Source organism: Bradyrhizobium sp. U531 (genome assembly GCF_051710265.1).
Lineage (GTDB): Bacteria > Pseudomonadota > Alphaproteobacteria > Rhizobiales > Xanthobacteraceae > Bradyrhizobium.
The window spans coordinates 90,676-110,996 of sequence record NZ_JASVEN010000006.1 but is presented as its reverse complement, the minus strand read 5'-3'; the positions used below and the strand labels follow the sequence as shown (position 1 = coordinate 110,996).

General features: G+C 59.8%; 20 protein-coding genes. 12 read left to right on the top strand and 8 right to left on the bottom strand.

The window, feature by feature from the left end; genetic code table 11:
- Positions 1–149 precede the first annotated feature (149 nt).
- Together QRQ56_RS25545 and QRQ56_RS25540 are read left to right on the top strand one after the other, a co-directional pair.
- Positions 150–392 carry a hypothetical protein gene (locus QRQ56_RS25545; protein ID WP_438743873.1) on the top strand — a complete coding sequence of 81 codons (243 nt, stop codon included), beginning with the start codon at positions 150–152 and terminating at the stop codon, positions 390–392.
- A 77-nt stretch (positions 393–469) separates the two neighbouring features.
- A complete protein-coding gene (locus QRQ56_RS25540) occupies positions 470–712 on the top strand; it encodes a hypothetical protein (protein WP_438743872.1) in 243 nt (80 codons plus the stop codon).
- 9 nt (positions 713–721) lie between these two features.
- On the opposite strand, the gene QRQ56_RS25535 is transcribed toward QRQ56_RS25540, so the two are convergent.
- Both QRQ56_RS25535 and QRQ56_RS25530 read right to left on the bottom strand, forming a co-directional pair.
- Positions 722–1,126, bottom strand: coding sequence for a hypothetical protein (locus tag QRQ56_RS25535; RefSeq protein WP_438743870.1), 405 nt, complete (start codon positions 1,124–1,126; stop codon positions 722–724).
- 282 nt (positions 1,127–1,408) lie between these two features.
- Positions 1,409–1,801 (bottom strand): hypothetical protein, encoded by a 393-nt coding sequence (locus QRQ56_RS25530; RefSeq protein WP_438743869.1) that lies wholly within the window; start codon positions 1,799–1,801, stop codon positions 1,409–1,411.
- A 139-nt stretch (positions 1,802–1,940) separates the two neighbouring features.
- On the opposite strand from QRQ56_RS25530, the gene QRQ56_RS25525 reads away from it, so the two are divergent.
- Positions 1,941–2,384, top strand: a complete 444-nt coding sequence (locus QRQ56_RS25525) for a hypothetical protein (protein ID WP_438743868.1) — start codon at positions 1,941–1,943, stop codon at positions 2,382–2,384.
- A 3-nt stretch (positions 2,385–2,387) separates the two neighbouring features.
- On the opposite strand, the gene QRQ56_RS25520 is transcribed toward QRQ56_RS25525, so the two are convergent.
- Together QRQ56_RS25520 and QRQ56_RS25515 are read right to left on the bottom strand one after the other, a co-directional pair.
- Complete coding sequence (locus QRQ56_RS25520; protein WP_438743867.1) at positions 2,388–3,050, bottom strand: hypothetical protein; 663 nt, start codon at positions 3,048–3,050, stop codon at positions 2,388–2,390.
- A 63-nt stretch (positions 3,051–3,113) separates the two neighbouring features.
- Positions 3,114–3,851, bottom strand: a complete 738-nt coding sequence (locus tag QRQ56_RS25515) for a metallophosphoesterase family protein (RefSeq protein ID WP_438743866.1) — start codon at positions 3,849–3,851, stop codon at positions 3,114–3,116.
- 197 nt (positions 3,852–4,048) lie between these two features.
- Here QRQ56_RS25515 and QRQ56_RS25510 point away from each other — a divergent pair, with 197 nt between their 5' ends.
- Positions 4,049–4,675, top strand: a complete 627-nt coding sequence (locus QRQ56_RS25510) for a transglutaminase-like cysteine peptidase (protein WP_438743865.1) — start codon at positions 4,049–4,051, stop codon at positions 4,673–4,675.
- Positions 4,676–4,688: 13 nt separating this feature from the next.
- On the opposite strand, the gene QRQ56_RS25505 is transcribed toward QRQ56_RS25510, so the two are convergent.
- From QRQ56_RS25505 to QRQ56_RS25495, 3 genes are all read right to left on the bottom strand, one after another.
- The gene (locus QRQ56_RS25505; RefSeq protein ID WP_438743864.1) at positions 4,689–5,963 is read right to left on the bottom strand and encodes a hypothetical protein; all 1,275 of its coding nucleotides are present in this window, start codon (positions 5,961–5,963) and stop codon (positions 4,689–4,691) included.
- Positions 5,964–6,105: 142 nt separating this feature from the next.
- A complete protein-coding gene (locus QRQ56_RS25500; RefSeq protein WP_438743863.1) occupies positions 6,106–6,381 on the bottom strand; it encodes a hypothetical protein in 276 nt (91 codons plus the stop codon).
- 76 nt (positions 6,382–6,457) lie between these two features.
- Positions 6,458–7,021, bottom strand: a complete 564-nt coding sequence (locus QRQ56_RS25495) for a hypothetical protein (RefSeq protein ID WP_438743862.1) — start codon at positions 7,019–7,021, stop codon at positions 6,458–6,460.
- 277 nt (positions 7,022–7,298) lie between these two features.
- Here QRQ56_RS25495 and QRQ56_RS25490 point away from each other — a divergent pair, with 277 nt between their 5' ends.
- The 8 genes from QRQ56_RS25490 to QRQ56_RS25455 all read left to right on the top strand — a co-directional run bounded on the left by QRQ56_RS25490 (position 7,299) and on the right by QRQ56_RS25455 (position 18,910).
- The gene (locus tag QRQ56_RS25490; RefSeq protein ID WP_438743860.1) at positions 7,299–8,501 is read left to right on the top strand and encodes a polysaccharide biosynthesis/export family protein; all 1,203 of its coding nucleotides are present in this window, start codon (positions 7,299–7,301) and stop codon (positions 8,499–8,501) included.
- A gap of 76 nt (positions 8,502–8,577) precedes the next feature.
- Positions 8,578–9,261, top strand: coding sequence for a hypothetical protein (locus QRQ56_RS25485; protein ID WP_438743859.1), 684 nt, complete (start codon positions 8,578–8,580; stop codon positions 9,259–9,261).
- A gap of 28 nt (positions 9,262–9,289) precedes the next feature.
- On the top strand, positions 9,290–10,792 hold the full coding sequence (locus tag QRQ56_RS25480; protein WP_438743858.1) for an O-antigen ligase family protein: 1,503 nt from the start codon (positions 9,290–9,292) through the stop codon (positions 10,790–10,792).
- A 139-nt stretch (positions 10,793–10,931) separates the two neighbouring features.
- Positions 10,932–11,552, top strand: a complete 621-nt coding sequence (locus tag QRQ56_RS25475) for a hypothetical protein (RefSeq protein WP_438743857.1) — start codon at positions 10,932–10,934, stop codon at positions 11,550–11,552.
- Positions 11,553–11,818: 266 nt separating this feature from the next.
- Positions 11,819–14,074, top strand: coding sequence for a polysaccharide biosynthesis tyrosine autokinase (locus tag QRQ56_RS25470; protein ID WP_438743856.1), 2,256 nt, complete (start codon positions 11,819–11,821; stop codon positions 14,072–14,074).
- Between the two features lie 159 nt (positions 14,075–14,233).
- On the top strand, positions 14,234–14,887 hold the full coding sequence (locus QRQ56_RS25465; RefSeq protein WP_438743855.1) for a hypothetical protein: 654 nt from the start codon (positions 14,234–14,236) through the stop codon (positions 14,885–14,887).
- A 919-nt stretch (positions 14,888–15,806) separates the two neighbouring features.
- Positions 15,807–17,474: a hypothetical protein gene (locus tag QRQ56_RS25460; RefSeq protein ID WP_438743853.1), complete on the top strand. Its 1,668-nt coding sequence runs from the start codon at positions 15,807–15,809 to the stop codon at positions 17,472–17,474.
- Positions 17,474–18,910: a hypothetical protein gene (locus tag QRQ56_RS25455; protein ID WP_438743852.1), complete on the top strand. Its 1,437-nt coding sequence runs from the start codon at positions 17,474–17,476 to the stop codon at positions 18,908–18,910. The genes QRQ56_RS25460 and QRQ56_RS25455 overlap by 1 nt, the downstream gene beginning before the upstream one ends.
- Before the next feature lie 21 nt (positions 18,911–18,931).
- Here QRQ56_RS25455 and QRQ56_RS25450 read toward each other — a convergent pair whose 3' ends face one another.
- Positions 18,932–20,269, bottom strand: a complete 1,338-nt coding sequence (locus QRQ56_RS25450; RefSeq protein ID WP_438743850.1) for a lipopolysaccharide biosynthesis protein — start codon at positions 20,267–20,269, stop codon at positions 18,932–18,934.
- Between the last annotated feature and the right edge of the window lie 52 nt (positions 20,270–20,321).

Sequence of the window (20,321 nt, the reverse complement as noted above, 5' to 3'; positions counted from 1 at the left end):
GAGGCCGTTTCGCTAGGCTTTTCCGCTTCAAACGGCGTCAGCGAGGCGGCTTTGCCGGCCTGCCAAAGCCGCTCGTATGTTTCGAAGGCGCTTGCTTTTAGGGGAAAACCTGTGACATTTCGCGGAGCTCCTCTTTCCGGTGTTCGACCATGCGCGGCGTTCTAGCAATCCTCTCGGTTTTGACGTTCCTGGCTTCGCCTGCCGTTGCGCAAGGGATCAAGGACCAGTCCAACACGACGAGCTCCAGCATCATCACGACGCCTACGAAGAAGGCGCAGACCACCCAAGCAGCGTCCCGGCCGACCGCGGTCCGGCATGTGACGGGGCTTCCGGCCGGAAAGCAGGCCCAGGGCGTCTGGCGCGATGGCAAGCTGATCGCCGTGCCGCGGTGAGGCGACGCAACGAACCGTGAAGCCGCCGTGAAGGAACGGTGATCGCCTCCCTGACGTTCTTGCTCGGGAGATATCGTATGAAACGACCAATTCTGATCGCCATCGCGTTGCTTGTGCCTGCCGCCGCATGGGCCCAGGGCGTCAACGATCCATCGACGCCCAACCGCAACGTGACCATTGTCAATCCGTCGCAGCCCGCGCCGCCCAACGCGACGCGCAATATCCCGAGCCGGATTGAGCCGCCCGTGACGACCGGCGGCGGACGCGCGCGGCCTTACTACGGGAATAGAACGCGAGGCAGCGCGTCGAGCCGTCGCTAGCCGCGCCGTTCACTCCACGGGATGTCGCGAGGCAAGCTCTTGCGGATTGACCTCGACCTCCAGGGTCGACGTCCCCGCATCGTGGCGGTTCTTGCCCGAGATCAGCAGCGTGAACTTGTCGGGGCTGCGCGTCTGGTTCTCGGCCGAATAGCGGAAGCCGGAGCCGACCACTGCCAATTGTCCGCGCGACGGCCCGCTTACGACCGATACGTTGAAGATCTGCATATAGGACCAGCGCAGGCCCTGGATGCACTCCGCGCCGGGCGCGATCGACATGGTCCATTTCACGGTGTCGTGCGACAGGGCGAACGGCGTCCGTTCCTTGATGCAGAGCGGGCTAGCTTGCGCAGCAAGGCCGGATGCGGCGAACGCCGCGACGGCAACACCTGACAGCAGTAATGGTCTTGCGCGCATGCTCGGCAACTCCGGGAGGGATGCCGAAGGATAGCAGCAATGATCTAACGAGGTCTTAGAAGGGGGCTCATTGTCCGTAGCCGATCATCCGACGTGGAACTCAGGTCCGCCGATCATCCGTGGGCCTGCCTCGGAACCATGCATCCTGCTCCCCGTCTTGCCCGGCGCAATCGGCTTTTCGGAAAGACGTAAGTCATTGATTTGGTTGCGTCCGTCTGCTGTGCATGGGGTTGTTTTGCGACTTTTGAGAGTTGGCCCCGAAGATCTCGATACGGTGTCTGATCATTGCCCGCTGGGTGTCATCCCGCCGCCGGCGGGGAAGTTGCTGGACTTCAGCGTCATTCCGCTGACGCGGAAGCGGACGTTCCCCGCCAGATACAGGTAATCCGAGGTGCTGCTGCCGACCGTGCGGACCTCGACATAGGTCAGCGTGATCGATCCGACGCTCGGGGTGACCTGGGTGATGTCGACGTAACGGGCGCCGGGGAAGAGCTTCTGGTCGAGGCCGTAGAAGATCTTCTCCCGCTCGGACCACAGCACGAAGTGACCGCCGGCCTTCTGATCGACCGCTTCATACTGGGTATGGATGACTTGCGGATATTCGATCTGGCCGGCCCTCGCGGGCTGCGCGCCGAAGCAGATCATCAAAATCAACAAAGCAAAGATGCGAGCCACGGGCAAAATCCTCGAGCCAAAGACGAAATCTTGCCCGCGAATTCGCTTTCGTGCAAATGGCAAAGATATAGACTGAAAGCCTGCGACCAGCGCGTCCCGCCAATCGTCGTTCCTGTGATGTGTCCTTGGAGTTATCAGCGTGCGAACCGCCCGACGTGACCGATTGCAGAATGGCGCATGGCGGCTTGGGAGGCGGGCCGCAGTCTTCCTGACCATTGCCGGCGCGTTCGGTCTTGGTCTCGCCAATCCGTCTTGCGCCCAGAGCGAGCCCGAGCCTGCGCTCAGCGACTATCTTCCACCCAAGGAGCCGGAAGTCTCGCGCGACGAATGGCGGCAACGCATCGAGGACGCGCGGCGCCGGGCCAAGGAAGTTTCGCGCGAGCGGCGGGAGCATCCCGAACTCTACAAGCCGGTTCCGGAAGATCCGGATCTGGTCGCGACCGAACGTCTGCTTCGCGACGACAGCCTGCAACGCGGCGACATCGTCACGACCAAGAAGGGCATGTTCGTATATCAGGGCCGATCCGATCAGCCGCGCCGCGATCAGGACTTCGTCCCGGTCAATCCGAAATCGGTGCGCTGAGCTTCAGTAGCGCCGCAGGATCTCGTTGAACTTGGGATCCGTGATCTTCGTGGTGTCGAGCAGTAGCGACTTGCCTTGCGGCGTTGCCTGCACATAGGCAGCGATCAGCAGCGGCTCGTAGCGGGAGCGATTGGCCAGCGCGGCGCGGATGTCGGATTGCGCCAGCAGCTTGATCTCCTCGTCGGTCGCAGCCGCGCTCGATGTCACGGTCCGGACGCGCGAGAAGGCGACGTCGATCGGCACCGATCCGGTCAGATAGGACATCTTCACCGCAGGCGTTGCCGCTTCGCCGGCCAGGGCCTGCAGCGTGCCGAGCGTCAGCCACAGCGCCGGCCTGATCGGTGAGACTTTCAGGGCGGTGACGACGGCGGCCTGGGCCGCCTTGTTTTCGCTGGCCCGCCCGCTGGCTTCTGAGGAAGGACGGTGAAGGACGTCTGCGGCCATTGCGGCTGCGTAATTCGCAAGCAGGTCGCCATCGAGCGAGACCGACGCCAGGACGCCACCGGCCACCAGCTTGGCCTTCTCGGGCGGAATCTCGCCCGAGAACAAATCGCTCGCGCGGAACTCCGGTCGGACGAAATCGCCGTAGAACGCCATGCCGGCATGAAGCGCCAACAGGATCGCGATGCAGATGCCGACGACGCGAACAAGGAGCATGCGGTTCATGGTGAAATCGACAAGGCCTGTGCGGGCAAAACGAACACGGGATTCAAAGGGCAGCCGGAGCCCTTAAATTGCCATCAGACTATCGCCCTGGATCGTCAGCAGCGTCAAGTTTCCGGTCGCATAGGCGCCGGTGTCGATGTTGATGCGGTTCGGACGAATGTCCGGCACGCTGACCGGCGTATGACCGTGAACGATGTATTTGCCGAAGCGCTCCTCGGAGGCGAGGAATTCCTCGCGGATCCAGAGCAGGTCCTCATCCTTCTGCCGCTCGAGCGGGACGCCGGGCTTGACGCCGGCATGCACGAAGAAGAAGTCGCCGCAAGTAAAGGACGATGGCAATTGCTGCAGGAAGGCGAGGTGCTCCGGCGGTAGCGCACGCTTCAATCCTTCGATCAGCTCGACCTGCTGCTCCGCCGTCGGGTTCATGGTCGGCGTGACGCCGTAGGAGACCAGCGTCAACAGGCCGCCATAGTGGCGCCACTCCTGCAGGCGGGCGGGGTCCTTGAGCACCTCGAGCAGGAAGATTTCGTGGTTGCCCTTCAGGCAGACGGTCTCATGTGTTTTCGAGCGTTCGATCAACAGATCGATGACGGCGCGTGAGTCCGGGCCGCGGTCGACGTAATCCCCGAGGAAGACCTGAATGGCGCGCTCGGGGGCGGAGCGGGCAAGATCGGCGTCGATGACGGTTAACAGGGATTGAAGCAGATCGGCACGGCCGTGCACATCGCCGATGGCATAGACGCGGATACCGTCGGGTAGCCGCGGCTTGGTCTTCTTTCGAAAACGTCTGGAAAGGCCCATCAGGTCGGTCGAATCGCTTCTAGCGGTTGCGAGCGGAACATTGTGACCGCTCTTAGCAGAACAAGTTACGCATCGGTATTCTTAATTGTTTCCGACCGATTAGCCCGCATTTTGATTAAAGGATCGTGCGGCCTTTGAGCCGTATCTCAAGACGTCTCGCGTAGCGTCTCCCCAACAACAAGAACGGGGAGCGCGACATGCGCAAAGTTGTGAAGTTCCTTGCGGCCGTGGCCGCAATCGTCGTTGCTGCAGGGGTGCAGCAGCGCGCCGAAGCCGCTTTCGTCGGTGCGCCGATGGGGCTGCGCGGGGCCATCCAGTACATCAAGTTCGAGCAGCCGACGCTGGCGCCGATGGCGTTCACGTTGTTTTGCCTGAAGTACAAGGACGAGTGCAAGCCGCGTCCGCAGCAGATCGTATTCCGGGGCGGTCGCCTGAAGCTTACGGCCGAGCGGCTGGCGCACATGCAAGAGGTCAACCAGCAGGTCAATACCGGCATTCGTCCCGAGGCCAATCTGGAAGGACTGCGCGGCGAGAAATGGCTGCTGCATCCCGTGAGCGGCGATTGCAACGACTACGCTGTGACAAAACGCCACGAGTTGATCGCCAAGGGCTTCCCGGCGCGTTCGGTGCTGCTGAGCGAGGTCGTGACCACCTGGGGCGAGCATCATCTCGTCGTCGTGGTGCGCACCTTCTCCGGCGATCTCGTGCTGGACAATCTCTCCGGCCACATCCTGCCGTGGTCGAAGAAGCCCTATCGCTGGGTCCGCATCCAGTCGCCCAAGAACCCGAACTACTGGGCTTCGCTCGGCGACCGCGCGGTCTGATGTGACCGGCGCTCTATCGTGACGAGGATTGGCTGACGCTCTGCGACAGCCCCAAACCTGCGATCACCGACAGGCAAAGGATTGCTGCGGGATGCAGCAATCCGGAACCTGCAAAGCTCTGAACCAGCGCAAACAGAACGCAGGCGGCGGTGGCCGCCGGGAAGAACGAATCCCGTCCGCGCTGCAAGGCGCCGAAGAACAGGCGCACCAGGACGATCAGGGCTGTCAGCACCGAGACGGCGAGACCGATCGCTCCCATGCCGGCGAAGATCGCCGTTGCGGTCGTCGGTGCCGTCAAGGCCGTGCCGGCATCGCTCTGATAGATCCTGCCGACCGCCGAAAAGGTTCCTGCGCCCGCGCCGAACCAGCGTGTGTCCGCCAGCATCCGCTCCAGCGCCGCGCGCGTTTCCGCGCCGATATCGGGCGTGAGCCGCAGAAGGACCGGTCCCGAGCTCTGCTCGAACAGGAAGGTCAAGACGATCGCCGATCCGATCAATGCGGCGGCGGCGAGCGCGCTCGCGGCCAAGGGCGACAGATCAAGCCGGCGGATGACGAGGATCAGAAGGATCAACACGACGCCGAAGCCTGCGGCGACCGCGTTGTTCGTTCCGGAAAGGCCGAACACCGCGGCGGCGCTGATCAGGGCTCCGGCAAGGCCGAGCAGGCCGAGCACGATCGAGCGAAGCTGCGAATGACGGGTTTCGGCCCGCTCCGCGGCAAGCTGCATGATCGCAAGATTCAGGACGAGGCCGAACCCGGCCAGGGTCGTCGCGAACTCGGACGTTGCGGCGGCCCCGGCAATGGCCGGCGCGAGCCGGTGCAGATCCAGGGTCAAGGCGGAGACCGCGGTGATGCCGGCGAGGACGAACAGCACGAGCTCGGCGCGGCTGCGATCGCGCACGACCACGATGGTCACGCCGAGCAGCGCGGTCGCTGCCAGCGCCAGCATCAGCGCGTTCAGGGTCAAGCCAAGATCGGCGGTGACCGGTCCGAACGAGAGGCCACCGAGGACGTCGCGCGCGCTCGCCCAGATCGGATGCCCGAAGCCCAGCGGAAGCGGCATCAGTTGGGCAGCGATTAAGAGCGGAATGGCGATCAGGATCCAGCGGCCCCAGGAGGTCGCGCGGACATAATGGTCGTAATCGGCTTTTCGCGCGCTAAGCGTGGCCGCCAGCAGGCTCAGCGCGGCAGCTATCGTCCCGAGCTGCGCACCGAACTTGGCGCCGGCGATTTCGAGAGCGGAAGCGGAAACGATGGAAACGATGAGGGCAAAATAAGCGAGGGACAAACGGCGCGCTCGACGAGGAATCCTGAAACGATCAGGTCACCATACAAGCCGCAGGTCTGTTTTCAAGCAAAGCCCGGTCAGGGCCAATAACTTGGCCGTCATCCCAGCGCATGCGCGCGAAGGGTTGATCGCGATCTCGAGATCAGCGCGCGGTCTTGACCGGCCGGGCGAACACGCGCGCGGCGCGGGCGGCGGCCATGCTGAAGCGGGCGGCCGAGCCGAAGAGATAGCCGGCCTGGAGCGCGATGGCGGCGAAGGCCGCAGCCTTCAGGCCTTCGAGGACGCCGAGGCTTGTCATCAGGCTGACCGGCAGGATGGTGAGCACCAGGGCGAATGTGACCGGCAGCATTACCAGGACGCGAAAGCGTTGGCCGAGCACGGCACCTACCAGAAAGCTGAAAATCAAAAGCGCGGTCATCCGAAACACTCCCAGTGCTTCGGAGCCTAGGTTCCCTACCCTAAAAAGACCCTTAAGTCGTATGGCTAAATTTGGCCTATAGGCCACAATTTGCCAGCAGCGAATTGTAGGCCTCCCGCAGCCCGTTCAGCGCCACCATACCTTTGATCTCGCTGTCGCTTTCCCTGACGACTAGGGACAGCGAGGCCGTCGTTTGCCATTTGCCGGCGGCAAAGGCCGAGACCTCATCGGGCAGCAGCACCGCGGCGCCGGCCGCCGCCATGCTGGCCTCGACGGTCAGCGTGCCGCCGCCACTCGCGGCGATGGTGACCTTGGGGTGGCTCCGCGGCGGGAAGGGCCTGATCAAGGCCACCAGCACGTCGATCTTGCCCTTGGGCGCGCAGCGCACGATGAGCCCGGCAAAATCCGGGTCGGACTGGGTGGTGTCCGCCGTCTTGGTGATGGCCGCGAAGCTCTCGCCCTCCTTGCCCCCCTGGGTGCGGCTGAACTTCCAGATGGAGGAGGTGGCCGGGGCGGCGACCTCAACGACGGCGGCGCCCCGGCACGGGGATCGCGCGCAGGAGGTCGCGGGATCCAGGGGGCGGTCTGCGCCGCCAAGGAGCGATCCTGCCAGAAGAGCGAACAGAACGAGGCCAGACACCAGGGAATCCTCTTGTGACGGTTCCAGCCTTAGCAGACGGGCGAGGGGTCAAGAAGCCCGGGGCTCGGGTTCCACGCCCTCGGCTTGGGCGGGTTGCTCGCCGACCGTGCACACGAAATACAACAAATAGTCACAAAGGCTTAAACCCGGCGAGAAAGCGTGTCCCGCACGCAACAGTTGCCTAGCGATCGCATCGTTAACCATTCAGGAACCCTTGTCGCACCGCCCACTCCGCCGTACCAATCGAAGGTAATTGGGGTCTCCTGGGGCGCGATTCATGCATTCCTTTGCAAGAACTTATGTATTCAAGCCGGCATTTCTGGCCGCCGTTTTGGCGCTCGGAGCATGCTCGACCAATCCCGGCTCCGGTCCGCTGACCGACGACGTTAACAACAAGATTCAAACTGAGAACGCACCGGCCTATGAGCTGGTGCCGCTCAATCCGGCCACGGTGAAGATCCTGCACACCCATGAGCCCAAGGGGCTTGCCGGCGTGTTCACCGATCGCCGTCCGCCTGCCAGCATCGTGTTCGGTATCGGCGACGTCGTCAGCGTTACCATCTTCGAAGCCGCCGCGGGCGGTCTGTTCATCCCGGCGGAAGCCGGCGTCCGCCCGGGTAACTATGTGACGATCCCGGATCAGTCGGTCGACAATGACGGCTTCATCACCGTGCCCTATGCCGGCCAGATCAAGGCCGCGGGCCGCACGGCGGTGGAGATCCAGCGTTCGATCATCGAGAAGATCGGCAACCGCGCCATCGAGCCGCAGGCGGTCGTCGCGATGTCCTCGCAGCGCACCCAGCTCATCAGCGTGCTCGGCGAAGTCAATTCGCCTGCGCGTTATCCCGCGAGCGCGGCGGGCGCGAAGGACAAGGTGCTCGATGCGATCACCCGCGCCGGCGGCATCAAGGGCCAGGGTTTCGAAACCTGGGTCATGCTGGAGCGTGGCGGACGGCGGGCCACCGTGCCGTTCGAAAATCTCGTGATGGCGCCCGAGAACAACGTCTATGTGCGTCCTGACGACAGCATCTACGTCTACCGCGAGCAGCAGAAGTTCATGGCGTTCGGCGGCAGCGGCCAGAGCGGCGAGTTCAACTTCGACGCCTGGCGCATCAACCTCGGCGAAGCCGTCGGCAAGGCCGGTGGTCTGCTCGATGGTCAGGCCGATCCGTCTGCCGTGTACCTCTATCGCCGCGAGCCGCGCGAGGTTGCTGCCCAGCTCGGCATCGACGTGAGCAAGTACACGTCCGACACGATCCCGGTCATCTTCAACGTCAACTTGCGTGATCCCGGCGGCTTCTTCCTGACCACCAAGGTCATGATGAAGAATGGCGACATCATCTATGTCTCGAACTCGCGCAACGTCGAGACCGCCAAGTTCCTCAACTTCCTGAGGGTGATCATGGCGACCGGCAGCGATGCCGTGAACCTCAGCAACGATGCGCTGATCTTCCGCAACAACATCAAGCTGGCGCCGTAAGCCGGCGACTTGATCGACCAACAGAGATGGCACCGGGGCTTTGTCCCGGTGCCATTTTCGTTTAGCGATCCAATCGGTGTTGTCGCGGCCCCGGGTGCTTCATTGGGATCCTGGCGCCACTGACCTCGTCGCGCCGGTCATTGCTCACCCCGAGACATTGCAAGGGGGCTTTAGCTTCATGCGCTTTCGAATAGTCTGCCGCGTTCCGGTTCTCGTCTTGCTCGCCGCCGGGTTTGCACCGGCGGGGACAGCTTTCGGCGCCGTTGCGGAGCTCGGCGTTCGCCACCGCATCGACGTCGCCGTCACCGCCGAGCCCGATGCCCCGATCTTCTCGCGCCTCAAGAGCGCCAAGGGCGAGTTGTCCTTTACGGTCCGGTTGTCGGCGAATTCCAAGGAGAGCAAATTCTTCGGAATGCTGCGTCCGTCCTTCCCGGATATCACTGTCCCCGATGGCGCGGGCAAACCCCTGGTCCAGCAGACCAAGCTCTGGGAGGAGGACGTCTGCCACCAGCGCCGCGGCCTGCCGAAGGTCACCGTGACCCAGCTCAGGGGGCATTTCGGCGAGGGGGAGGGGCGGATCGAGATTTCAGCCATCAACCGGCACATCGGCGTGCTGGTCCCGCCCGATGAATTAACCCCTGGAATAAAACTCGATCAGGGGAGTGATAGCTTTGGGCTATTCTATGCGTTCCGGGCGCAGACCCGGAACAGCCGCCTCAATGTGGATCTGAAGATCTATCCGATCGATTGCTTCCTCTAAGCCGAAAGCAAGCCCGCAAGACACGACGATGCGCCTTTGGCCTCCCAACATCAGCTGGTTCAGGATTCGTTGGTCGTGGAGCTTGCCCGCGACCTTCCTCCTGCTTTTCGTGGTGGCCGGTGCGCCGTTCCCGTTCGGCTCGACCAATGATCTGTCGATCGCGTTCTGGTGCCTGTGTCTCGGGATCGCGGTGATCTTCGCGCCGACGCGCGATCTGAGAGGGCCGCATCTGTGGCTGCTCGCCGGCATTGGCGTGATCGTTGCGGCCTACGCGTTCGTGCTGCACGAGCAGCTCTCCGACCATCCCTTCCTCGCGCCGTTCCAGCCGATCTGGAAGCAGGCCTCGGATCTCTTGGGCGTGCCGATCGCCCCGTCCGCGTCGATCGTCAAGAACGAGGCGTTCTTTGCGCTCGGCGCGCCGCTCGCCAACATCCTTGCGATCGTTCTCGGCATCACCGTCGGCGCGAACCGGGATCGCGCCCGCCGCATGCTGTGGGTGATCGCGATTTCAGGCGCGGCCTACGCGCTCTACGGCGTGCTCTCGTTCCTGATCGAGCCCACCCTGATCCTGTGGCGTGACAAGACGGCCTATCTCGGCAGCGTCACCGGCACCTTCATCAACCGCAACACGGCGGCGGCCTATTTCGGCTCCTGTGCGGTGGTCTGGATGCTCTTGATCCTGGAGGATGTCCGCCGCCGGCTGCCTGAGCGGCACATCGAATGGCGGCGCCTGTCGCTCGATGTGCGCACGATCCCGCCCGGAGAGATCCTGCCGCAGCTGACATGCCTGCTGGTCTGCCTGATGGCGATGTTCATGACCACCTCGCGCGCCGGCGTCGGCCTGTCGCTGCTCGCGATGATCGTCGCGTTCACGCTGTTCCTGCGGAAGGATCTGCCGCCGCGCACCGGCATCTGGATCTCGCTCGGCTCGGGCGCCGCCGTCGCGCTCGGCCTGTTGCAACTGCTCGGCGGACGCGTCTCCAGCCGCTTCGACAGCAACGGCCTGGTCGACGAAGGCCGCATCGAGGCCTGGAAATCGACGCTTCGGATCATCGGCGACAATCCCTGGTTCGGCACCGGCATGGGCACCTTCCAATGGGCCTTCCCGCCCTACCGCAGCCCCAACATCTCGATTCGCGGCGTTTGGGACGCCGCCCATTCGACGCCGCTGGAGCTTGCCTCCGAGGTGGGCATTCCCATGGCGCTGCTGGTGGCGCTCGGCTGGGCGATCATGCTGCTGATACTGGCCAGGGGCGTGTTCGGCCGCCGGCGCGATGCCATCATCCCGCTCGCCGCGGTAGCGACCGCGACGCTGTCGCTGCTGCATTCGAGCCTTGACTTCACCCTGCAGGTGCCCGGCTACAGCATTCCATTCTTTGCACTTTTCGGCGCCGGCCTGGCGCAATCCTTCCGCACCAAGGAGGGCCGCCCCGTCGCGGAGGCGGGCGCCACCAGCCGGCGAGGCGAGGGCCGTCCGACACCTGCGGACGCCGCGCCGCGCGTGCGGCCCAAGGTTCATAAAAGTGTCTAGATTTGAAGCAGTTGCGCCGTTTACGAAGTCTTTAGAATAAGTGGACAGCTCTTTTCTCTTCCGCTAGGTTCCTGCCACGAGCACAGCCTTTTGCCCGGGCCGAGGAAGCAATCGGGGCAGCCGATTTTTGGAGGTATTTATGAGCGTTATCAGGATTGCGCTTCGCATGGCTGCCGCAGCGGCCCTCGCCGCGACGATCACGTCGGCCGCCAGCGCCGCCGTTTACCCGCCGCAGCGCCAGCTGCCGGCTACCGTCATTTCCGACTTCAAGGCCGCGCCCACCAGCCTGCTGCAGCAATATCCGACCGGCGGCCCGCAGCTGATCTCGCGCGTGCGCGACCTCGGCGCCTCCGATCCGACCACGCTTCCCGGCCTGATCGCGCTGCTGAAGGATCCCGCGACCACCAAGGACCAGATGCGCGCGATCGTCGGCGGCCTCGCCCAAGTCGCCCGCATGGCCGCACAGACCGACCAGGCCTATGCCAATGAGATCCAGGCCGCGATCGCCGGCACCGGCAACCAGGACGTGATCGCCGCCTACCAGGCCGCGACCGGCGACGTCCAGATCGCCGCGACCGGCGGCGGCGCCGGCGGCGGTGGCACCGGCGCGGGTGGCCCGACCGGTACCAGCGGTTTTGCGACCGGCGGCAACGCGGGTGGCGGCACCACGTTCGGCAATAACACTACTGGTAACAGCGCGCCCAACGGCGGCAGCGGCGGCGTCGGCGGCACGACCAACAGCACTAGTCCGTTTCGCTAACCGGAACCGGCCCTCGCGGTCGGCCCATGATATCTCACGGCAGCGGCGCCCACGGGCGCCGCTTTGCTTTTGCGCCGTTAAGCTTCATGCAAAAAGTCGCGCAAAGCGCGCATTGCACTGCATCAGGCGCGTTCAATTGCGGACAGGATCGTGCTAGTGTCCCGCGCGGCGCGGGCTTCAGCATCGGGTTTGCTCCTGACGAAACCAGGCCTTTGGCGAACATTCATCCCAAGTAGATGCATCGATCCATTTTCAGGAATTGCTAGATGTTGCAGGTGAACAAGCCGACCTCCGAGATCAACCGTGATTTCGCCGAGGCCGACGGCTCGGCGTCGCAGTCGCTGACCTCCTATCTCGACATTATCAGGCGCCAATTCCCGACCATGGTCGCGATCGTGTCGGCCTGCGTGATCGTGGCGCTGCTCTATCTCTTCACCGCAGCGCCGCAGTTCACCTCCACGGCGTCGATGGTGATCGATACCCGCAAGGTTCAGCTGTTCCAGCAGCAATCGGTGCTTGGCGACATCGCGATCGATTCCGCAACGGTGGAGACTCAGGTCGAGATTCTGAAGTCGGAGAATATCAGCCTTGCTGTGATCCGTGATCTGCACCTGACCGAGGATCCTGAATTCATCGGCAGCGGCGGCGGACTGCTCGGTACGCTTTTGAGTTCGGTCACCGGTCTATTCTCATCTGGTCGAGCCTCCTCTGAGTTCGAATTGACTCGCAAGGCGCTCGGTCGTTTCGAGAGCAACCGCACCGTCAAGCGTCTTGGCCTCACCTATGTGATGGAGATCGGCTTCACGTCGCGCGATCCGGCCAAGGCCGCGCGCATTGCCAATGCCATCGCTGACGCCTACATCGTCGATCAGCTCGAAGCAAAATATCAGGCCACCCGTCGCGCCAGCGTGTGGCTGCAGGACCGCATCAAGGAACTGCGCACACAGGCCTCCGCAGCGCAGAAGGCGGTGGTCGACTTTAAGACCGCCAACAACATTGTCGACACCGGCGGCCGGCTGATGAACGAACAGCAACTCGCCGAGGTCAACAGCCAGTTGGTTCTGGCGCATGCCTCGACCGCCGAGGCCAAGGCGCGGCTCGATCGCATGAATGACATGCTCAAGCAGGACATTCCCGATGCCAACGTCACCGATGCGTTGAAGAACGACACCATCGTCAAGTTGCGCGGGCAATATGTCGACATGGCCTCGAAAGAATCGATCTGGTCAGCCAAATATGGACGCGATCATCTCGCCGCGGTGAACCTGCGCACCCAGATGGCGGAGGTCAAGAAGAACATCCAAGACGAGCTGAGGCGCATCCAAGAATCCTACAAGAGCGACTACGACATCGCGATGACCCGCGAGGATGCGATCAAGTCGAGCCTCGCCAACGTCGTCTCGGAATCACAGCTCACCAACCAGGCGCAGATTCAGCTGCGCGAGCTCGAGAGCAACGCGCAGAGCTACCAAGCGATGTACGACAATTTCCTGCAGCGCTACATGGAGAGCGTGCAGCAGCAGTCTTTCCCGATCACTGAAGCGCGCGTGATCAGCCCGGCGACGACGCCGCTTATCAAGAGTGCACCGAAGTCGCTCGTTATCCTCGGCGCCGCCCTGTTTGGAGGATTGCTGCTCAGCTTCGGCGCCGCTATGGCGCGCGAGCTGTCTGACAAGGTATTCCGCACCACTGGCCAAGTCGAGGAGCAGCTCGGCGCCAATTGCGTAGCCATTCTGCCGACGCTCGGTATGCCGACATCCGTCGGGGGCCTCCCCGGTAATCTCGGCCGCAAAATGAACAATCCAAAGCCGGATCTGCTGCGCTATGTCGTCGACCATCCGCTGTCACGCTTTTCGGAAGCGGTGCGCTCGCTGAAGGTGGCGGTTGATCTCAACTCTGTCGTGCGCGAGAACCGCGTGCTGGCGGTGACCTCGACGCTGCCCAACGAGGGCAAGAGCACGCTCTCGACTAATCTCGCGCAGCTCATCGCCCATGGCGGCGCGCGGGTGATTTTGGTCGACGCTGATCTGCGCAACCCTTCATTGTCCCGTGCACTGCGGCCGGATGCGCAGGGAGGTCTTGTCGACGTCGTAGCGCAGAAGGTTCAGCTTGAGGACGTCATCAGCGTTGATCCGCAGACGGGACTCGCAATTCTCGCTGCCGGCACTACTTCGAAGCTCCTGCACACCAATGAAGTGTTGGCGTCCAAGCCGATGCGAGATCTTGTCGCGATGCTGAGAGCGAAGTACGATTACGTTGTGATCGACATGCCGCCGATGGCGCCGGTGGTGGACGTGCGCGTCACTTCACCGTTCGTCGACTCCTTCGTGTTCGTCGTAGAGTGGGGTAAGACCAAGATAGATGTCGTGCGGCACAATCTGCGCAACTCGCCCGAAATTCAGGACAAACTGCTGGGTGTGGTGCTTAACAAGGCCGATACTAAGCTGCTCGCCCGATACGAGGCCTATCACGGACGGTACTATTACCAGAAGTATTACGCCCGTTATGGATACGTGGAATGACGATCATCCATATCTTTCCGCCTTTGGTGAGGTCTAGTCAAGTTTCATAAAATGAGTGGAAGAAGCGTGAACGCGAGAACGTGGGTGCGGGTCGTGCTGCTTCCGCTTGGGGTCGTAAGCGTATTTTGGTCGTCTGTCTCGCTTGACAGTGCCCGGCTCATGGCACCAGCTAACGATATTGTGGCACGCATTTTTCTCGGCGATCGCTTCAAATCTGACTTGCTCGGAGATGTGCTTTTGTCCATGCAAGGTCGCACTTTTCAGATTGTAGAGCGGGCTACCTTCGCGCGAGCAAGGGCTTTGATCGGCCTAAATCTTGCAGAAACAGCAAAAAAAAGAAAGGGGCCAGGGGAAGTCGACGGTAACTTGGCTGCCGCGGGAAAGGAATTGGTTAGTGCACTTTCGTCCTGTCCAATCGATTCTCTTCTGTGGCTTCTGCAGTATTCCTTTGCACTCGATCGTAACGGACTTGACGCTGGCGCGTTTAGTTTCCTGGATCAGTCGTATCGGGCGGGCCCGTCGGAAGGGTGGGTTGCCTTACGTCGCGAGCGCATCTCTCTTGCCGCCTTTACTGCGGTCCCAAGAGAACTACAGACTCGGATTGTGGCGGAATTCGCTGCCATGATTGAGAGCGGCTTCATTGATGACGCAGCCTATAATCTAACCACGATTGGTTGGCCACATAGGGAGCGCTTGCTGGCGGGTATTGCCGGCGTAGACATTATCGCTCGCGAAGCATTCGCCAGGCGCTTGGCGAGGGAGGGTCTAAGTGTGGAAGTCCCAGGCGTTGCAGTGGACGAAAGGCGCTGGTGAAATGCAGCGCTTGAGCCAATCTGTAGTTCTGGCGATCATCTCCCTTGTGTATTCGGAACTGCCCTCGTTCGCCGAAACGAGCACTCTAAATCAATCCAGATTTGTTCTACAAAAGCCCGCGGAGCTCTCGAATTCCCCGATCATACGTGATGGACTCAATCGACCGTGCTTGGATGTGGAAGCGATAGCTCGATCACACGTCGTAAATCCAAATGTCGTTGATCACGTTGTTAGCGTAAAGAATAACTGCGCTCGCGCGATTACAGTGAAGATTTGCTACTTTGGCGCGGATAAGTGTAACGAATTCAAGGTGGTCGGGTACTCGCGAGTAGATTCAATTCTGGGAACGATGACGGGCGTGAAGATATTTCGTTATTCGCTTACCCAGAAATAATCGGGGCATCAATTGATGTTCTCTCGGAGGGGATTATTTTACCGGAGCGCGGCAGGACTAGCCTCCCTGCTTGCTCACATCAGGTTCGACCTATCGGCGAGCGCGGCCGAGGAGGTGAAAAGGCCTCCAACAAAGGCAAGTTCGTGTTTTGGTTCAACTAGCGTTGCTGACGGGTGCCTCTCGCTTGCAATTTTAGAGTCCGTATCTTTGTTGGCAGGGACACCTGGAGCGTTGGGAGCGGTCTTCTGTAAGGGCTACGCGTCGCCGAATGACGGCGGAGGCGGAGTCTTCGTTTGGGACGCTACGAGTCAGCAGCCGGAAGATGGCGGTCTCGTCTTTGCTCAAATAGCTAGCATCAAGGGTCGTTGGGTTCGGCAACATAGCGTCGGTGAAGTTGATGTTCGGTGGTTTGGAGCTCAGGGAAACGGGATAGTTGATGATACCGCTGCATTTAAGAGAGCTCGCGACTACGCGAAGCGAAGGTCTAGGAATGAGCCGAAGATTTCGACGGACCTGCTTGGGTCAGTGAAGATTAAAGTACCTGCTGGTACATACTATGTCTCTGAAGCAGAGGCACTCCTGGATAGCGCATGGCCTACGGCAACATTAGGTCTGTCGTATGAGGGAATGGGACCCGGGATTTCGGCAATCAGATATGCACCGAAGATCCCTGGACCGCTCTTTTCAAACAACAATGGTGTTCTTTTCCTCCGCATTAGCGGGCTTATGTTTGCGTGTGAGGATCCTAGCTCAACGTTTTATGAAGGCTATTCAAAAGGACAAGCGCAAGACGTCCGATGCTCAGATGTACTTTGGAAGGGTACTTGGGCATATGGATTTCACCTTACCGGCTCCAACAACAACAGCGAATTTAAATGGGAATCGTGCACGATTTCCGGTGGTTGGAATTACTTCCTCGATCTAGCTGGCAATGATCAGCTGCTTAACTATTGGTTCTCCAATTGTAAGTTTTGGTCAACCGGGGGATGGGTTCGGGCACGCCAAGGTGGCCATATCAAATTGGTAAGCTGCGATGTGAGCTGGATCGCGAAGCCAAATGCCCCCCTCTTTGCGCTTTTAACGACAAATCATTTTCGGGGCGTTTGCCATTTTGTTTGTATTGGCTGCCGTTTTGAAATCCATTCTGATCATGAGCCGGTTCTACATTCGCAGTGGCCACATGGCGCTATTTCTTTTATTTGCGCCGATTTTGGTTCCCAAGCTCCTTGGCGTTCTGCTGAATATATAGAAGCCACCGTTGATGTTGGGCCTGAGGGGCATGCCATGCTTCACTGGCAGGATTGCACGTTAATTGGACGCCATCAGTTTCGTGCGATTTCTGATCTCGCCAATCGGATTGGATTGCCAGAGCGAGGGTTCGGAGTTTCGTATACCGGCTGCTCGCATTTATCTGCCACGGAACCGGAGTCTATGGTCTTGGCTGACGATGCTTTGTTGAAATCGTCGGTGTCGCCGAAATTCAGTTTCTTAGGATGTCGGTCTGAGGCGGTCCGCAGCGGAATGCCGCCGGTCCCCTGGGTAATGAAATCTGGAACGACACAAAAAATCTCTTCTGCGGATCGCCAAATTCTGCGAATTCCTATTCATTCCAGAGACGTTACTGATCACGTCGCAAGTTTGCCACTTGGCGCCTTGTTGGTCTCCGTTTGTTTGTATCCTCTAAGGCAGGTGGGGTTGCGACAAGAGGGAAAGATCGACCTTCGCAGAGCCGGGCCGGGCATCTCTCCGGGCCATGGAAATGCTAAGGATTTTCGATGGGAGGCGCTAGGTAAGGGCGATTACATTGTTGACATCGAAGTCCGCGAACGTAATCGAGGTGTGATGAACATTCGTGCCCAAGGTGGAGACGTAAAGGGCGCCGCTATTATTCAGCGAAATGGTCAATTCAATGCGCTCGTGCATTTTCCGGCGCAAGGTACATTATACGTCGATAATGCTCAGGAATTCGATGGCGTCGTTCGTGTGCGTGTGTCTCGCGCGGGGGAGGAATTTATATGTGGATTCCGTGCCAACGCGCTGAGTAGCGGAAAGCCTTTGAGCATCAATCCTGGCTATCATGTAAAAGAGGCTTCGTATCAGCCCCTTACCTTAGCCGTTGAATCTCTTTTCGACCCGTTAGAGTCATCTAACGATGGAATCTGGGCCTTTCTTGTTCTGGAGTATCTCTGCTGATGACACAAGGCTCTGATGTCGCATACAGCGCAGCTACCCGATTTGCGAAGCTAAGAGGAAAAAACGGAGCCCGCGTTAATGTCTTGGGAGCAGGCCTTTGGGGCGTGCTTGATGCCTTTCTCTTTCTGGGGTTTGCGAGTTTTGTTGCATGGAACCTATATCTACTCGCCATGGAACCACTCGCGACTACCTTGGTGTGGACATTGCTGTTGTCCATCGGAGCGGTCAATCTTTTTGGGCTTGTGCTTGCTGTGCGAAAGAACAAGCTTGTCTACACAGCCATTTTCTACTTCAACTTGGTGTTTTTTTCAGTTGCGCCAACGCAGCAGATAAGAAATCGATTTGATCCGATCTTTGCAGACTTAGATCTACTGCAAGATGCAGTTCTTATGGTTCTTGTCTGGAGCATTCTTTGCCTGATCGGGTTGCGTTTCGCTACTCGCCCCCGTGCATGGCGATCTGCGGTGCCGCCTGTTGTCACTCGTCAGAGGCCGCTACCTACTCTGTGGCTAGCGAGCGCCTCGGCAACTGCGATCGGCTGCCTCGTCGTAGGATCGTCTCTATTTAGCGATCGAGAGACGGCCGGTAAAATAATTACCTCTCAAGTTGGGCAGGTCGGTGGATTGCTCTTTGTCGGCGCGATCTTCCCGTTCGCATGTTATGCCGCAATTGTCGGAATGTCGATCGCGGTAAAGGGCCGAAATCCCGCTGCGCAATTTGCCTTCGCCACCGCAATCGCAGGCAGTCTTGTCTTAAACAACTTCCTGATACTATCTCGTTATCAGTTCTCTGTGCTCGTATTTGCGGGCGTCCTTTTTCTTTTCAATTCAGAGCGCGCAGGTTCCCGAATTCTTCTATCTCTCCTCGGGGTAGGCACAATCGTCGCCCCTCTATTTAACGTTTTTCGGACCGGCACCAGCCTGTACTTGGGGAATGGCGGATTCGATATGTTTTTGACTACGATGGATTACGACGCGTTCTCGCTTCTATGTCATACGCTTAGGCATGTTGAAACCAGTGGAATCGATGGAGGCTGGAACATTGTCAGTGGCATTCTGTTCTTTGTGCCTCGAAATGTGTGGCCTGGAAAGAATGAGATTACGCCGTACTATCTCATAGACACACTCAGAGCCTATCGTGGTTTGTGGAATTACAATCTGTCTGAACCTCTTATCGCGGAGGGATTCTTTGCGTGGGGCGCTGTTGGCGCGGTGGCGATCGCAGTTGCTTTTCTCGCCTTGGTCAATAGGCTTGAGGGGCCAGCAATCGAACAGCTTAGCATTCGAGGTTTATTCCGATGCGCTTCCCCGATCATCGTGCTTATGGTCTTACGAGGATCGTTTATGGTGGGTATGTCCATTATTGTTGGTCATTTTGTCGCCGTCTCGCTTTCAATCTGGCTGGCGAAAGGAAGTAGTCGGCGTTCATCAAGTTGATCTCGTATTGAGCGCGAGTCCTTAAGTTCTAGATATTCCGACATGAGTAGAGATCCGTTTTAGACCTTGCAGAAAGTCAAGAGATGTTAGGTGGTTCTCGTGCCACCACGCTCGATAGACTACCAAAAGCATTGCGAATTCTGCCGCACACCAAACTGCGGCCACGCCTGCAAGGTCTGAAGTGGATCCGACGAAAACGGGCGACGCAGCAGCAAGTGCTGCTAGAAGGATGTAGTGGTAGGCAAATTTCTGCTGCTTGTTGAGCGCGAAAAGGAATTGTCCCACGGTTGTCCAGCATGCTTGGAATGCCGCGGTTAAGGCGAGCCAGAAGAACAACGAGGCGTCTGCGTGAAGCTCACCTTTTGACAATAAAGTTAGGGCGACCGGCCCATATGCAATAAATACTATTGTGGATGGCACGACGACAATAGCTGTGCTCAATAGGCTAACGAGCGCCAGGCTAGCGACAATTGGCCGGTCTCCTCTGGTATGAGCCGCCGTCATCTCCGGCAGGGATGCTCGGCTCATGAGCGCGGTGAATTGAAGAGGCACCCTTGTAAGAAGCCGCGTGGTTGCGAAGGCGGCCGTGGCGGCGGGTGAGACAAAAAGGCCCAGAGTTAATGTTAAGCCTTGTAGGCTTAATGCGCTTGATAAGGTCATGCTGAGCGATGCGACGGCTGGATTCGCTAATCGTTTCACTTCACCCCACGAAGCGTGTGCAAAGCCCAACTTGATCCACGGCTCGCGTGTTCGAAGCCAGAGGTAATAGGCGAGGGTGCCAACGATACGCACAGCGGTCATTGAGGCTGCTACAGCTGTCATGCCGCCTCCAAGTAGAGCGGCTCCTAAAAGGGCTGCGGTCTCTGCCGGTCCGATCAGGTCGTAGAGAAATGTGCCCTGAGCATACCTCCCCGTGCTTTGATATCCGGCAGCGACCAAGCTCATCTGGACGGCTGCGACCGAATAGAACACCAAAGCAAACCCGGCATCCACAGCGTCTCGAGACAGCGGCAGTAGCTCGTAACCAAATATCCAAATGCCGACGGCAAGCAGCATTACAAATAACAAGATCATCGAGATGAGAGCCCATACGCTCTGAAAAGTGCGGAGAGCCCCATCTCTGTCGCCTGCGGCCCATTGTTGGGTCATGCCTGTGGCCGCCGCGGTGCCAAATCCAAAGCTACTAAGCGCGATATAGCTTGGGATCGTGGTTAACATGAGCCACAGCCCATATCCGTTAGCGCCCCACTTCGCCGTGAGCACTGGTACAGAGATGAGCTGCACCAGCATTACCCAGACCTTACCGACAGCGTTGGCCACCAAGTTTGCAGCGAGCCGCCGCTTGAGTGTGCTCTTCACTTGCTTGCTCCGACGTCGCTCAAATAGCCGCGTGACGGCTCGCTCGGTCGTA

Bases quoted from the DNA above. Each gene is read 5' to 3' on its own strand.
- QRQ56_RS25545 (WP_438743873.1), top strand. From the start codon at position 150: ATGCGCGGCGTTCTAGCAATCCTCTCGGTTTTGACGTTCCTGGCTTCG.
- QRQ56_RS25540 (WP_438743872.1), top strand. From the start codon at position 470: ATGAAACGACCAATTCTGATCGCCATCGCGTTGCTTGTGCCTGCCGCC.
- QRQ56_RS25535 (WP_438743870.1), bottom strand. From the start codon at position 1,126: ATGCGCGCAAGACCATTACTGCTGTCAGGTGTTGCCGTCGCGGCGTTC.
- QRQ56_RS25520 (WP_438743867.1), bottom strand. From the start codon at position 3,050: ATGAACCGCATGCTCCTTGTTCGCGTCGTCGGCATCTGCATCGCGATC.
- QRQ56_RS25515 (WP_438743866.1), bottom strand. From the start codon at position 3,851: ATGGGCCTTTCCAGACGTTTTCGAAAGAAGACCAAGCCGCGGCTACCC.
- QRQ56_RS25510 (WP_438743865.1), top strand. From the start codon at position 4,049: ATGCGCAAAGTTGTGAAGTTCCTTGCGGCCGTGGCCGCAATCGTCGTT.
- QRQ56_RS25500 (WP_438743863.1), bottom strand. From the start codon at position 6,381: ATGACCGCGCTTTTGATTTTCAGCTTTCTGGTAGGTGCCGTGCTCGGC.
- QRQ56_RS25490 (WP_438743860.1), top strand. From the start codon at position 7,299: ATGCATTCCTTTGCAAGAACTTATGTATTCAAGCCGGCATTTCTGGCC.
- QRQ56_RS25480 (WP_438743858.1), top strand. From the start codon at position 9,290: ATGCGCCTTTGGCCTCCCAACATCAGCTGGTTCAGGATTCGTTGGTCG.
- QRQ56_RS25475 (WP_438743857.1), top strand. From the start codon at position 10,932: ATGAGCGTTATCAGGATTGCGCTTCGCATGGCTGCCGCAGCGGCCCTC.
- QRQ56_RS25470 (WP_438743856.1), top strand. From the start codon at position 11,819: ATGTTGCAGGTGAACAAGCCGACCTCCGAGATCAACCGTGATTTCGCC.
- QRQ56_RS25465 (WP_438743855.1), top strand. From the start codon at position 14,234: ATGGCACCAGCTAACGATATTGTGGCACGCATTTTTCTCGGCGATCGC.
- QRQ56_RS25455 (WP_438743852.1), top strand. From the start codon at position 17,474: ATGACACAAGGCTCTGATGTCGCATACAGCGCAGCTACCCGATTTGCG.